15 protein-coding genes are annotated in these 13,031 nt (G+C 69.8%); 9 read left to right on the top strand and 6 right to left on the bottom strand.

The features are described from left to right. Window positions 1-76: 76 nt before the first annotated feature. From paaK to ACFWJ4_RS18640, 3 genes are all read left to right on the top strand, one after another. Complete coding sequence (paaK, locus tag ACFWJ4_RS18650) at window positions 77-1,411, top strand: phenylacetate--CoA ligase PaaK (protein ID WP_380545227.1); 1,335 nt, start codon at window positions 77-79, stop codon at window positions 1,409-1,411. Window positions 1,412-1,562: 151 nt separating this feature from the next. Then, on the top strand, window positions 1,563-2,234 hold the full coding sequence (locus ACFWJ4_RS18645; RefSeq protein ID WP_380545225.1) for a class I SAM-dependent methyltransferase: 672 nt from the start codon (window positions 1,563-1,565) through the stop codon (window positions 2,232-2,234). Window positions 2,235-2,403: 169 nt separating this feature from the next. Next, window positions 2,404-3,810 (top strand): pyridoxal phosphate-dependent aminotransferase, encoded by a 1,407-nt coding sequence (locus ACFWJ4_RS18640; protein WP_380545223.1) that lies wholly within the window; start codon window positions 2,404-2,406, stop codon window positions 3,808-3,810. A 109-nt stretch (window positions 3,811-3,919) separates the two neighbouring features. Here ACFWJ4_RS18640 and ACFWJ4_RS18635 read toward each other — a convergent pair whose 3' ends face one another. Then, window positions 3,920-5,383 (bottom strand): aminopeptidase P family protein, encoded by a 1,464-nt coding sequence (locus tag ACFWJ4_RS18635; RefSeq protein WP_380545221.1) that lies wholly within the window; start codon window positions 5,381-5,383, stop codon window positions 3,920-3,922. 112 nt (window positions 5,384-5,495) lie between these two features. Between ACFWJ4_RS18635 and ACFWJ4_RS18630 the strand changes: the two genes are divergently transcribed. Then, window positions 5,496-6,113 carry a helix-turn-helix domain-containing protein gene (locus tag ACFWJ4_RS18630; protein ID WP_380545219.1) on the top strand — a complete coding sequence of 206 codons (618 nt, stop codon included), beginning with the start codon at window positions 5,496-5,498 and terminating at the stop codon, window positions 6,111-6,113. 78 nt (window positions 6,114-6,191) lie between these two features. Next, window positions 6,192-6,830 carry a hypothetical protein gene (locus ACFWJ4_RS18625; protein ID WP_380545217.1) on the top strand — a complete coding sequence of 213 codons (639 nt, stop codon included), beginning with the start codon at window positions 6,192-6,194 and terminating at the stop codon, window positions 6,828-6,830. A gap of 117 nt (window positions 6,831-6,947) precedes the next feature. Here ACFWJ4_RS18625 and ACFWJ4_RS18620 read toward each other — a convergent pair whose 3' ends face one another. After that, window positions 6,948-7,520: a hypothetical protein gene (locus tag ACFWJ4_RS18620; protein WP_380545215.1), complete on the bottom strand. Its 573-nt coding sequence runs from the start codon at window positions 7,518-7,520 to the stop codon at window positions 6,948-6,950. A gap of 372 nt (window positions 7,521-7,892) precedes the next feature. Between ACFWJ4_RS18620 and ACFWJ4_RS18615 the strand changes: the two genes are divergently transcribed. Continuing rightward, on the top strand, window positions 7,893-8,291 hold the full coding sequence (locus tag ACFWJ4_RS18615; protein ID WP_380545213.1) for a hypothetical protein: 399 nt from the start codon (window positions 7,893-7,895) through the stop codon (window positions 8,289-8,291). Between the two features lie 97 nt (window positions 8,292-8,388). Here ACFWJ4_RS18615 and ACFWJ4_RS18610 read toward each other — a convergent pair whose 3' ends face one another. Next, window positions 8,389-8,646, bottom strand: coding sequence for a hypothetical protein (locus ACFWJ4_RS18610; protein WP_380545211.1), 258 nt, complete (start codon window positions 8,644-8,646; stop codon window positions 8,389-8,391). Window positions 8,647-8,777: 131 nt separating this feature from the next. Between ACFWJ4_RS18610 and ACFWJ4_RS18605 the strand changes: the two genes are divergently transcribed. Continuing rightward, the gene (locus ACFWJ4_RS18605; RefSeq protein ID WP_380545209.1) at window positions 8,778-9,380 is read left to right on the top strand and encodes a TetR family transcriptional regulator; all 603 of its coding nucleotides are present in this window, start codon (window positions 8,778-8,780) and stop codon (window positions 9,378-9,380) included. A gap of 154 nt (window positions 9,381-9,534) precedes the next feature. Here ACFWJ4_RS18605 and ACFWJ4_RS18600 read toward each other — a convergent pair whose 3' ends face one another. The 3 genes from ACFWJ4_RS18600 to ACFWJ4_RS18590 form a co-directional block, all read right to left on the bottom strand. Continuing rightward, window positions 9,535-10,404: a hypothetical protein gene (locus ACFWJ4_RS18600; RefSeq protein ID WP_380545207.1), complete on the bottom strand. Its 870-nt coding sequence runs from the start codon at window positions 10,402-10,404 to the stop codon at window positions 9,535-9,537. A gap of 31 nt (window positions 10,405-10,435) precedes the next feature. After that, the gene (locus ACFWJ4_RS18595) at window positions 10,436-10,726 is read right to left on the bottom strand and encodes a hypothetical protein (RefSeq protein ID WP_380545205.1); all 291 of its coding nucleotides are present in this window, start codon (window positions 10,724-10,726) and stop codon (window positions 10,436-10,438) included. A 295-nt stretch (window positions 10,727-11,021) separates the two neighbouring features. After that, window positions 11,022-12,062: a Scr1 family TA system antitoxin-like transcriptional regulator gene (locus ACFWJ4_RS18590; RefSeq protein ID WP_380545295.1), complete on the bottom strand. Its 1,041-nt coding sequence runs from the start codon at window positions 12,060-12,062 to the stop codon at window positions 11,022-11,024. Between the two features lie 113 nt (window positions 12,063-12,175). Here ACFWJ4_RS18590 and ACFWJ4_RS18585 point away from each other — a divergent pair, with 113 nt between their 5' ends. Next, window positions 12,176-12,496: a hypothetical protein gene (locus tag ACFWJ4_RS18585; protein WP_380545204.1), complete on the top strand. Its 321-nt coding sequence runs from the start codon at window positions 12,176-12,178 to the stop codon at window positions 12,494-12,496. An 8-nt stretch (window positions 12,497-12,504) separates the two neighbouring features. Beyond that, window positions 12,505-12,747: a hypothetical protein gene (locus ACFWJ4_RS18580; protein ID WP_380545202.1), complete on the top strand. Its 243-nt coding sequence runs from the start codon at window positions 12,505-12,507 to the stop codon at window positions 12,745-12,747. The last annotated feature ends 284 nt before the right edge of the window (window positions 12,748-13,031 follow it).

Genomic DNA, 13,031 nt, shown 5'->3' with positions numbered 1-13,031 from the left:
GAGCGAACAGGGCTGACCGAACGATCGGTCGGTGCCCCTGGCAGGGGAACCCCGGCCGAGCAGCGAAGGAGCGACGATGACCGGCACCGCACCCGTCCCGCACCGACACCTCGGGGAGCCGATCCCGCCGGAGCTCCTGGACGCCGGTGAGCGGATGAGTCCGGACGAGCTGCGCGCCCACCAGCTCACCCGGCTGCGGGCCACCCTGCGGCACGCGTACGACAACGTCGAGCTCTACCGCCGCAAGTTCGACGCCGCCGGGGTCCGCCCCGAGGACTGCCGCACCCTGGACGACCTCGCCCGCTTCCCCTTCACCACCAAGGCCGACCTGCGCGAGGGCTACCCCTTCGGCATGTTCGCCGTCCCGATGGAGCAGGTCCGCCGGATCCACGCCTCCAGCGGCACCACCGGGCTGCCGACCGTGGTCGGCTACACCGACAACGACCTCTCCATGTGGGCCGACGTGGTCGCCCGCTCGATCCGCGCGGCCGGCGGCCGGCCCGGCGACAAGGTGCACATCGCCTACGGCTACGGGCTGTTCACCGGCGGCCTCGGCGCCCACTACGGCGCCGAGCGGGCCGGCTGCACCGTCATCCCGGCCTCCGGCGGCATGACGGCCCGCCAGGTGCGGCTGATCCTGGACTTCGAACCCGAGATCATCATGGTCACCCCGTCCTACCTGCTGACCCTCCTGGACGAGTTCGAGAAGCAGGGCGTCGACCCGCGCGGCACCTCGCTGCGGGTCGGCATCTTCGGGGCCGAGCCCTGGACGGAGGAGATGCGGCGCGAGATCGAGGAACGGCTCGACCTGCACGCCGTCGACATCTACGGCCTCTCCGAGGTGGTCGGCCCCGGCATCGCCCAGGAGTGCGTGGAGACCAAGGACGGGCTGCACATCTGGGAGGACCACTTCTACCCGGAGGTCGTCGACCCGTTCACCGACGAGGTGCTGCCGGAGGGGGAGGGCGGCGAACTGGTCTTCACCTCGCTCACCAAGGAGGCCCTGCCGATCATCCGCTACCGCACCCGCGACCTCAGCCGGCTGCTGCCCGGCACCGCGCGGCCGGCCTTCCGCCGGATGGAGAAGGTCACCGGGCGCAGCGACGACATGATCATCCTGCGCGGGGTGAACGTCTTCCCGACCCAGATCGAGGAGATCCTGCTGCGCACCCCGGGCGTCGCGCCGCACTTCCAGCTGCGGCTCGGCCGGCAGGGGCGGCTGGACCACATGACCGTCCGGGTGGAGGCCCGGCCGGAGGCCTCCGCCGAACAGCGGGCGGCGGCGCGGGCGACGATCGTCCGGGCGGTGAAGGACGGGGTGGGGATCACCGTCGCGGCCGAGGTGGTGGACCCGTACACGCTGGAGCGCTCGGTCGGGAAGATCAAGCGGGTGGTGGACGAGCGCGGGTGAACCCGGCCGGGGGCGGCGGGCGTTCGCGTCGGGCCGCCCCTGCCCCCTGCCCCCTGCCCCCCTGCCCCGCAGCCCTGCCGCCGTCCCGCCGGCCCGGCGCCAGGCGCGCGGGCGTGCGCGGGCACCCCGCGCGGGCTCTATGCTGCGGGGCATGCCGAGTGAGCTGCGCACTCTTCAGCCCGCCGAGGACCTCGCCTTCGTCCGGCGGGAGACCGAGCTGAAGTCCGTCCCCTTCGTGCCCGAGATCAGCCTGCACATGGCCGAGGACGCCATCGCCCTGTGGGAGACCACCGAGCGGGCGCGCGGGGAGGACGGGCTGCCGCCGCCGTTCTGGGCCTTCGCCTGGGCGGGCGGGGTGGCGGTCGCCCGCTACGTGCTGGACCACCCCGAACTGGTCGCCGGCCGTACGGTGTTGGACGTCGCGGCCGGCTCCGGGCTGGTCGGGGTGGCCGCCGCGCTGCGCGGGGCCACGGACGTGCGCGCCGCCGAGATCGACGCCTACGCGGTGGCCGCGATCGGGCTGAACGCCGAGGCCAACGGGGTGCGGGTGGACGGCGCCCTGGTGGACCTGGTGGACGGCGACGGCGGTCCCGCCGAGGTGGTGCTCGCGGGCGACGTCTTCTACGAACGGGCCATGGCCGCCCGCTTCCTGCCATTCCTGGAGCGGGCCGCGGCGCGCGGCGCGACCGTGGTCGTCGGCGACCCGGGCCGGGCCTACCTGCCCCGCGAGCGGTTCACCGCGGTGGCGGCCTACCAGGTGCCGGTGGTCGCGGACCTGGAGGACACCGCGGTCAAGACCACGACGGTGTGGCGGCTCGGCTGACGGTCGAGGGTGTGGCGGCAGGGGCGCCGTCCGGACGGCCGCCGAGCGCTGGCGGCCGGTTCCGGGGCGTGGTCGGCTGGGAGCGATGCGTGTGCGAACGGCATCGTCAGGTGTCGTTCGGCACCGTTCCGGCGCACCGCCGGACCCGCTCACCCGACAGGGGACCACCATGACCACCACCGTGAACGGACTCAGGCTCGCCCCGCCCCAGGCGGTCGCCGACCTGCACGCCGGCCTGCCCGACTTCGAGCAGGCCCTCGCCTTCTACCACCAGCACCTGGCACCGGACACCGCGATCGACCTGTCCGTCGCGGAGAACGTCCTGCTGTACCACCACTCGATGCAGCGGGACGTCTTCGACAAGGTCCGGCTGATCCCCGAGGCGAACATCAAGTACATGGCCCCGGTCGGCATACCGTGGCTGCGTCAGCAGGTGGCGGACCTGCTCACCCGGGCGTTCGGCCGCACGGTCGCGATGGACGACGTGTTCGGCTGCGCCGGGGTCTCCTCCGCGCTGGAGTGCATCGCCTTCGGGCTCATGCGGCGGCAGGGGACGGGCGGCGAGCCGCTCAAGCCGGGGGACGAGGTGCTGATCCCGGCGCCGTACTGGCAGGGCTTCAACTGGTCGTTCCAGGAACGGCCCAAACTGAAGTGCGTCCCGGTGCACCTGCCCACCCACGGCGAGGACCGCTACCGGCTCACCCTCAACCTGATCGTGAACGCCTACGAGGCGCGGAAGGAGGCGGGGCACAACCCGCGGCTGCTCGTCCTCACCAATCCGCACAACCCGCTGGGTGTCAACTACCCCAAGGAACTGCTCGACGAGATCTACGACTGGGCGCTCGCGCACACCGATCTGCACATCATTTCCGATGAGATCTACTGTCATTCCCAACTCGACACCGGTACGACGCCGTTCACCAGCGCGATGGCCCTGGACGCGTACCAGGGGCATACCGACCGGATCCACGTGGTCTGGGGCTTCGCCAAGGACTTCGGGCTGTCCGGCTTCCGCACGGGATTCGTCGTCTCCAAGAACGAGGCCGTGCACCGCGCCATGCTCGGCAGCGACGACCCGGCCGAGCAGACCCGCGCACTGCCCTGGTTCACCCCGTTCGACTCACTGAAGACCTACGTCGTCGGGGAACTGCTCAGGACCACCGTCGAGGGCGAGCCGTACCCGGCGTACGCGATGCGCGAGTACCGCACGCTCCTGAGCACGAGCTTCCGCCGGACCAAGGCCGCCCTGGACGCCGCCGGGATCGAGTACGTCCACCGGGACGGCGACAACGCCGCGATGTTCTTCTGGCTCGACCTCAGCAGGTACCTGGGCAAGCGCGCGCCCGGCGAGCACGTCAACGGGCTGCCGGCCATCGGGCCGGACGGGCTCGATCCGAACGAGGAGTGGCTGTTCCGCTACCTCGCCGCCAAGCCCACCGAGGTCTCCCTGCTGCCCGGCGGGACCATGCACAACGCGGAGCCGGGCTTCTTCCGGCTCTGCTTCACCAGCCGGATGCCCGAGGACGTCGAGGCGGCGGTGCGGCGGGTCGCCGAGGCGCTGGCGCAGCTGAAGTAGCCGACGCAGTCGAAGCCGAAGCCGAAGCCGAAGCCGTGGCTGTGCGGAGAGCGGCACCGGGCGCGCCCGGTGCCGCTCTCGCCGTTCAGCTGCGCAGCCGCTCCCTCGCTCAGCCGCGCAGGCGGGCCAGCCAGGCCTCGACCTCGTCGGAGCGGCGCGGGAGGCCGGCGGAGAGGTTCTCGTTGCCGTCCTCGGTGACGAGGATGTCGTCCTCGATCCGCACCCCGATGCCCCGGTACTCCTCCGGCACCGTCAGGTCGTTCTCCTGGAAGTAGATGCCCGGCTCGACGGTGAGCACCATGCCCGCCACGAGCGGGCCGTCGACGTGCTCCTCGGTGCGGGAGTGGGCGCAGTCGTGGACGTCGATGCCCAGCATGTGCCCGGTGCCGGCCAGGGTGAAGCGGCGGTGCAGGCCCAGCTCGTACACCTTGTCCGCGCTCAGGTCGCCGAACAGGCCCCAGGAGGTGAGGTGCTCGGCGAGCTCGCGCTGGGCGGCGTGGTGGAAGTCGCGGAACTGCCCGCCCGGCCGCACGGCCGCGATGCCGGCCTCCTGGGCCGCGTACACGGCGTCGTAGACCTTGCGCTGCAGCTCGGTGAAGCGGCCGCTGACCGGCAGGGTGCGGGTGACGTCGGCGGTGTAGAGGTGGTTGGTCTCCACGCCCGCGTCGAGCAGCAGCAGGTCGCCGGGCCGGGCGTGCCCGCTGTTGCGCACCCAGTGCAGGGTGGTCGCGTGCGGGCCGGCCGCGGCGATGGTGCTGTAGCCCACGTCGTTGCCCTCGACCCGGGCCCGGACGAAGAAGGTGCCCTCGATCAGCCGCTCGGCGGTCTCGGTGTCGGTGCCGAGGACGCGCACCACGTCCTCGAAGCCGCGGGCGGTGGCGGCGCAGGCGAAGCGCAGCTCCTCGATCTCGAACGCGTCCTTGACCAGGCGCAGCCCGGACAGGAAGACCTCGAACTCCTCGTCCCGCTCGGCGACCGCCCGGTCCGCGAGGGCCTCCTCCACGCCCGCGTCGTGGCGGCGCAGCACCCGCGCCGGGCCGGTGGCGGCGCGCAGGTCCGCGCGGACGGCGCGCACGTCCCGGCAGGGCAGGCCGAACAGCCGCTCGCTCTCGGTCAGGCTGTTGCGGCGGCCGTCCCACAGCTCGCCGTGGCCGTCCAGCCAGAACTCGCCGTTGTCGACGCGGGAGCGGTCGCGCAGGTAGAGCACGGCCTCGTGGCCGCCGGCGCCGGTCGGGGTGAGCACCAGGACGCCGTCCTGGGACTGGTCGCCGGTCAGGTAGGCGTAGTCGGAGGAGGGGCGGAACGGGTAGTCGGTGTCGTTGGCCCGGACCTTGGGGTTGCCGGCCGGGACCACCAACAGCTCGCCGGGGAAGGCGGCGGACAGCTCCGCGCGGCGGCGGGCGGTGTGCGCGGCCTGGGGGACGGGCTCCAGGGCGGTGCGCTCGGTGTCGGCCCAGCCCTGCGTCATGCTCTCCGCGAGCTCGTCCGTGACCCCGCGGGTCAGGCCGTTCTTCCGGTACTTGATGGTCTCGGCGGGCTCGGTGGTCTCGGCGGTCTCGGCGGGCTCGGTCACTGAGGTCTCCTGGTGAGGGTGAGGGAAGCGCGGTGCTTCGCTACGCTTCCCCGTCCGTCGGTGTGCGTCCCGTACGGTATATCGAACAGTGCCGGGTGAGAAGAGGTCGAGAGTGAACGATGCCGAGGAATCCGTCCGGGGCGTCCTCGCCGCCAACCTGAAGCGGGTGCGGGCCCAGCGCGGACTGTCGCTGTCCGAGCTGTCCCGGCAGGCCGGGGTCGGGAAGGCGACGCTCTCCCAGCTGGAGTCCGGGGCCGGGAACCCGACGCTGGAGACGGTGCTCGGGCTCTCCCGGGTGCTCGGCGTGCCGATCTCCGACCTGGTCGAGGCCCGGCCGGGCGGCGAGGTCACGGTGGTGCGCGCGGCCGAGACCGAGGTGCTCACCGGGCGGGGCGTCGACCTGCGCCCGCTGCGCCGGATCGAGTCCGGGGACGCGGTGTTCGAGCTGTACGACCAGGTGGTGCGCACCGGATCCGCCCAGGAGTCCGGGGGGCACACCGGTACCGAGCACACCATGGTCCAGACCGGCCGGCTGGGCGTGCGGGTCGACGGGCGCGAGATCGAACTCGGCCCCGGCGACTACATCGGCTTCGACGCGGCGCTGCCGCACGCCTACACCGCGCTGGACGGCGAACAGGTCCGCTCGGTGCTGGTGCTGCAGTACCGGGCCGAGCAGCACGGCCACCTCGCGGAACCGGTCCGGCCGGCCTCGTGGGGACTCTGGCACTGAGCGGGCGGAACGGGTTCGGCCGCGCTGCCCGGCCGTTCGGAATACCGAACGGTTGACCCGTGCGCCATGATGATCACCATGACGGACTCACTCACCTGGCTGGCCGAACCCCAGTCGATCGCCTTCGGCGGCTACAGCGTGGTCCTGGCCCGCGGCCTGGAGCCCGAGGAGCTCGTGGCCCGGATCGCCGAGGAACTCCCGGGGTGCACCGTGCGCCCGCTCGGCGAACTCACGGCGGACGACCTGGTCGAGGAGCACGAACTCGAATTCCCCGGCGACGTCGAGGACATCGGGCTGCACCACGGGCGCAGCGGCGACCTCGCCTTCGCGGTGGTGTACGGCTACTGGCAGGGCGAGCTGAGTGTGTCGCCGTCCGTCTCGCGCGGCGGCGCCGAGGTCTACCACCTGGAGTTCGAGGAGGAGAACGGCAAGCCGGTGCCGCCGTTCTTCCACGGCTACCGGGACGGCCGGGAGACCTGCTTCCTCAACCTCCACCTGGACGCCGGCTGGGGCCCCGACGGCGTCCGGGGCGAGCCCGCCACCGTCGCCGCCCTGACGGCCGAACTGGCCGCCGCCGGGCTGCCCGACCACGACCGGGAGAACGACGACCTCCACCGCACCTGCCTGGAGGTGCTCGGCCGCCACTTCGGCCTCAACCTGCCACGGGCCCTGGTGCTGGACGGCGCGCTCCCGGCGGTCCTGCTGGAGACCGACTGAGGGGGCGGCGGGCCGGAACTCCGGCCGGCCGCCCCCTGCCCTGACCCTGCTCCCCCCGGCGGCCTCCGAGGAGGGGGCGCGCCGAGCGGGGTGGGGTGCGGGGGTCAGGGCCGTCGCTCAGCCGAGCGTCAGCGACCTGGAGTGGGTCCGCCAGGCCTCGTCCACCGAGACGGTCTCACCCTTGTAGCTGGGGCTGGCGTAGCCGGTGGCCTGGACGCCGGTGAACAGGTTGAACCAGCAGTTGGCGTACGGGCGCAGCGAGTACACGTGGTTGGTGAGCGGGGCGGGGATGTCGAAGGAGTAGTCGGCGCTGTTGCCGTTGTAGCAGCCGTGGGGGCCGGTGAAGGTCACGGACTCGCCCTCGAAGAAGAAGTCCTGGTAGATCGTCCCCAGGACGACCAGGCTGGAGAGGCCGGTCGAACCGTTCAGCTCCTCGGTGAACTCGGTGTCCCGGGCGGCCGCGGCGGCGGTCAACGGAGCGTCGGCGACCCGCCCGCCGGTGGCGAACTTGATGGCCTCCCGGTAGGTTCCGAAGCACTTGGACTGCCCGCCCTCCGCGCTCACCACGCAGTTCCGGGCCGAGCCGCCGACCGCCGCGGGCTGGGCGACGGCCGTGGCCGTACCGGACAGGGACAGCGAGATCGCCGCCGCCGCGAGGACGGCACCGGCGCGCTTGAAGGAGTGTGTCATCGTTGATCAACTCCTGTTTCAGATGGGTGACTTGGCGGGCCTCCGCTCTCACCGGAGGGCCTGAAGCCGATTCTGTGCGAGGCGGGTGGGCGAGGAGAATCCCAGAAATCTGGGACATGTACGCGTCACCTTCCGATGCGACGGCCGTTCGGGCGCGAGGGCCTTCGGTGCGGACTTCGAGGTGCGCGGTCCGAAGCCCGTGCCGGGCCTCGGGGCGTCAACCGGCCGTCCGGGTGTCCGCCCTGAGGCGCGAACGGTGCGGGAACGGTCCATGAATTGTTCCCCGGTCGGGTGAACTGCCCGGCCGGCCCCCGGGGCCCTGCGGGCATCATGGGCCGCGACACGGGACCTCGCGGAACAGGGAGTCGACCGATGGGAAGGCCGATGGCGGAGTTCGGCTGCGCGAAGTGCTACGGCGAGGACGAGCGGGCCGTGTGGGGCCGGCAGCGGGAGGGCTTCGAACACGAGGCGGAGGTGGTGGGCGGCTCGCGCTTCGCGGTCAACCTGCGGCGCTGCCTGGACTGTTCGCAGCAGTTCGTGTGGATCTTCACCGAGGTCGTCGACTGGATGGGCGGGGACGACGCCCAGTACGTGACGATCATGCCGGTGACGGCCGTCGAGGCGAGCGGCCTGAGGAGTGGAACGCTGCGGCCCCAGGGCCTCGGCGCCCTCGGCCGCGGCCGCCGCCACCTGAACCACGACTGGCCCACCGGCGGCCCGGCGAGGCTGCACTGGCGCTCCGGCCGCTTCCTGGTCGCGCAGGGCCGCTGAGCGGTGGCGCCCTCGGGCGGTGGCCTGCGCCCGGGGCTCGGCGCCCGGGGCTCGGCGTCCGGAGCGGTGCGGTGGCTGCCGTGGTTCCGGGTGCTCGCTACCTCCGTCGGCCGGGGCGGTGGGTGAGCTTCTTCTCCGCCTTGAGCAGCAGGGGCAGTAGCGCGTAGACGACGACCGGGACGACGAGACCGGTCATGACCAGGGTCCGCAGTACCAGTGGCAGGCGTCCGAGGTGGGGGCCGAGCAGGGCGAAGGCGGCGGTGATGGTCGGGTAGACGGCGAGCCAGGTGAGCAGTGCCCGGCGGTGCACGGACGGGGCTGCGGGGGCCGATGCGGTGATGTTGTCGGTGTTCAAGGCGGTTTCCTCCCGTGAGCGAGCGGCTGGACGCTCTGGATGCTCCAAACTCCAACCCGTCGGTTGGAGTTTGGCAGGCGCGCACGCAGATGTCCAACCCTTTGGTTGGAGATTTGCGCTACGGTGGTGCCATGGCCTGGGACACCGCACGCACGCAGCAACTCCTCCTCGACGCCGCCGTCGAGGAGTTCGCCGAATTCGGCCCGGACGGCGCCCGGATCGCCCGCGTCGCCACCCGGGCGGGAGTGAACAAGGAGCGGATCTACCAGTACTTCGGCAGCAAGGACCAGCTCTTCGCCGCGGTGCTGGCGTCCGAACTCGGCAAGCTGGCCGAAGCGGTGCCGCTCGCCCCGGTGCCGGGGCTGGAACTGGAGCTCGGCGACTACGCCGGACGCGTCTTCGACTACCACTCGGCCAACCCGCACTTCTCGCGCCTGCTGGCCTGGGAAGGGCTGCAGCGCGGCACGGAGTCCGAGGCGCTGGCGGCGGAGCCCGAACGCACCGCGCACTACGGGGAGAAGGTCGCCGTCCTCGCGGCCGCGCAGCGGGCGGGCGAGCTGGCCGACGACGTGGATCCGGGACGGCTGATGTTCGCGGTGATCGGCCTGGTGAACGCGTGGTTCACGCTCCCGCAGATGGTGCGGCTGCTCCTCTCCGGCGCGACCGACCCGGTGGCGGACCGGGAGGCGCTGGTCACTCTGGTGCGCCGCCTGACGAGGCCTGCGGCGGGGTGAGCGGGCGGAGTGGGCCTCACCCGGAGCGGGCGAGGCCCACTCCGCCACCACTTCTCAGATGCTGCCGAAATCACCGGACTTGATGCCGGCGACGAAGGACCGTCAGGCGTCCATGTCGAAGGCGAGCTGAGGGCCGTCGGGGTCCTTAGTGGCGTCAGAACCACCGGCGTTGGCGTCGTTTTGCTCGCTTTAGCTCCGCCTGAAAGTCCTTGACTACCCCAGGATCAATATCCATTACGTAAGAGAAGTCCAAGGATATTGGTTCCGTTGGCGCCATTGGCCCGAGGGTGGAGAGCTGGTCAAGCCTCGCCAGTAGGTCGGCGATGAAAGTCCGGAATTCTCGAATGGACTTATCGACAAATTTTGCAGCTGCATCGACAATCCGGGAGAGATTCTCAGGAGCGCTTATGGATCTCACTGACACGGACCACTCGATCAGGCTCCCGTAGGTGCCGACCAGCCGCCGTGCGAGGTGCTCGATCAGAACCGGGTTGCCTGGTTCCCCTGGTGCGCCGAAGGCCCTCTCCTGGGCGTCGGGGGAGAGCCATACTTCCACCCGATGGGCGATGTCTGCTGCCTCGTGGAATGCTGCAGATATATGATTGGACAAATCTTCTACATTGGTGAAGGTGGGACCGGTTGATCTGTATCCAAGGCTATAGTCAAACCATCTCGGTTCCAGCTCCTTTATTCCAATGTGCAAATGTCCAACATAAATGAGATACTCCCAGGCCGGCGGTCGGCGCAAAGTCATCGAGGTAATTAGATCTAGAGATCTGGGGACGGGTTCAAAGTAACTGGAGCAGGCGTCTTCAATTGCGTCTCGCTTGGATGTTGAATCAAGTGGAGGTGGTGTCGCATTGTAATTGATCGTGATGTTGCCGATCTCCGATGCCTGAACCATCGGGCCGGAAACCGTCCCGGACATGTCGTTATGGACTGTCCGTGGAGCGTTGGGGGATCTTTCGGCACCTTCGGGCGTCAACGCTGCTCCTTCATTCGATGTCGAGGTAAAGATTGACACGCGGTGGATGATGATTCGCGTGGCCAGATGCCTAGAGGGCCTGGCGTAAGACTTGGATGCGTCGGAATGTGATGACGTTAGGCCAGTTTGAGAAATGCCTGACGGATGTCCAGTAGATGAGCAGGGTGTTGATCTGCTCGACGAGGCGCCGTACGGCTTCGAGGCCAGAGTCGTGCGGCACACTGCGGCGTGCGCCTGCGGCTACGACAGGTACTGCCGAATGCTGTGGGACGTCCAGGCGCCGCTGGGGCTTGGTGGTGTCGTGGCGGTTGCCGCAGGTCACGGTGATGGCCGGTAGTGTGCTGCGACTGTCGGTGATCACGTACCGCTCCCGAGTCCGGTCGGGCGATTGATCGGGTCCGACCGTGATTGGCCTGCGGCGGGCCTGGCAGGGCGAGTTCCTGTGTACCGTCCGCAACGAGTCCGGCTCGCCGGCTCGGTGCAACTCGGTCAGCAGCACCTGGTGCAGCTGGCCTTAGATCCCGGCCTTGTGCCAGTCCGTAGCCAGTGCCAGCAGGTGATATCCGGGTCGACGGCGAGCTTCTGAGGCAGCCACTCCATCGGATGCCCACGTTCAGCATGAGCGGACTTGGACACCACCGTTCTGCTAGCTCCTCTCAGGCGGTTCCGAACTCACCGGACTTGATGCCGGCGATGAAGGACCGCCAGGCGTCGATGCCGAAGTCGAGCTGAGGGCCGTCGGGGTCCTTGCTGTCCCGCACAGGGAGGATGCCGGGGTGGCCCGGTGCGACCTCGATGCAGTTGCCGCCGCCACTGCTGTACGAGGACTTCAGCCAGGAGACGGGCTTGGAGGCCGCGATGGGGAACATGGCGTGGAACTCCTTGAGACGCGTGCGGATGAGGGCAAGCGAGTCCGCACATGAGAGGGCTTGGACCTGGAGCCAATCGTAAGTCCTTGCGAGGGAGTGGATGTTGTCCTGGTTCTCTCGCTCCACGTAGCCCCGTTGGATGGTTTCGAGGTAGGCCATCCACGCCCCGCTCGGGGAGGTGAGCAGCGTGAACGGCAGGAGCGACGGGAGGTTCTCGCCGAGGCTGGACGGCGCGATCTGCAGCATGACGTGCGGAAGGCCGGCGACATTCTCCAGCCGGCGAAGCTGTTCGGCCATGACGAAGGGGCCACCGACGGGCCGCAGGCAGCTCTCTTCCATGACGATGCGGATCGAGGGGGCGGGTTCCTGGTAGAGCACGGCTTGGCGCGCCATCCGGACATTGACGCGTTCGCTGACCTTGTCTTCGGGGATCTCGCCCCGTCGGGCCTCGGCGCTGACGATCGCGGAGGCGTAGGCCCGGGTCTGGAGCAGTCCGGGGATGACGTTCAGCTCGTAGACCTTGAAGGCCGTGGCCTTGCGCTCGTGCTCGATGAAGGCGACGAATCCGCCGATCAAGGTGCTGCTCTTGGCAGTCCAGTACAGGAGTTCAAGCGCCTCGCAGGTGTCGAGTTCCTTGTCGCACCGGCGAACGAGGTTCAATGGCGCGGGGCGGTCTCCGTTCTCGATCATGGAGATGAGTGAATCGCTGTAGTTGGTCCGCCGTCCGAGCTCGATCTGCGTGAGCCCCCTCGCCTTGCGGAAGCGTCGCAGCTGAACGCCGATGGCCGCGTTCGGAGATGAGGTTGGGTCTAGTTCCCGCTGAGGCATGGTGATCACCGATTTCCACAATGCTTGCTGTCAAAGTGAAGCTCTTCTGATACTAGTCGCGAGCAGACACTCTTGGTGAGGGGATGGCAACAGAGAGAGACTAGTCGGTGAATATGACGAACAATCAGGGTGTCGAAAGCCTGGTTCTGCGGCGGAACTTTCCGCCCTGCCGCTGCGCGCAGTGCGGCGACTCCGTCCCCGAGGCGCGGGTGAACGCCTCCTCCCTGACCCCCGCGGCGCCGCCCGCGCGGCGGGTGGCGCCGCCGACCAACCCCTACCGTCCCTCCGCCGTCGGCGAGCGGGTCTTCGATGTCCGCTCCGGCCGCTGGGCCGCCTTCATGGGGTGGCAGCAGGGCCGCGCCTACCTCCGGCCCCTCAACGGCGGCATCGAGTGGGACGCCGAAGCGCGTTGGATCACGAACACCGAACAGTGAGATGCCCGATGACCAGCATGATCGGCAAGATCACGGCCGAGGATCGTCGCACCGCGGCCGACGTCCTCGACGACCTCCAGGCCGTCCTGAACGCCGCCGACGTGAAACTCCCGTCCCTCGGGATCGACTGGCGCTCGGCCAAGGCCACCGGCGTCGTCCTGATCGACCTCGGGGCCGCCCGGCCGGACGTCATCGAGCGGCTGGTCGTCGTCCTCCGCAGAGGTATGCGGCCGTCGCCGCCGCCGGCGTGATCGTCGTCGGGAGTCTCGCGGTCGCCGCCGTCGCCGCCCTCATGATTCCCGAGGGCGTATCGACCCCGGCGAGTGCCATGGTGTTCGTCCTCGTCTTCCTCGCATCCTCTACGGGCGGATTCGCCTTCGCCGCAGGGTGGATGAGGGCGCACACGTAGCAGCGCGGGCATCGTGTGCCCTCGCGAATCCCGCGCCGACTCGTGAAATCCCCTCCCCGCAGGTGCCGTTGATGGCCTAGCTGCGGAAGGTTGCCAGGAGCGGCCGCACCTCGGACTAGCAGGGGT

Origin of the sequence: Kitasatospora sp. NPDC127067 (assembly GCF_042724755.1) — a bacterium.
GTDB classification, from domain to species: domain Bacteria; phylum Actinomycetota; class Actinomycetes; order Streptomycetales; family Streptomycetaceae; genus Kitasatospora; species Kitasatospora lactacystinica.
This window is presented reverse-complemented; position numbering and strand designations above follow the sequence as displayed.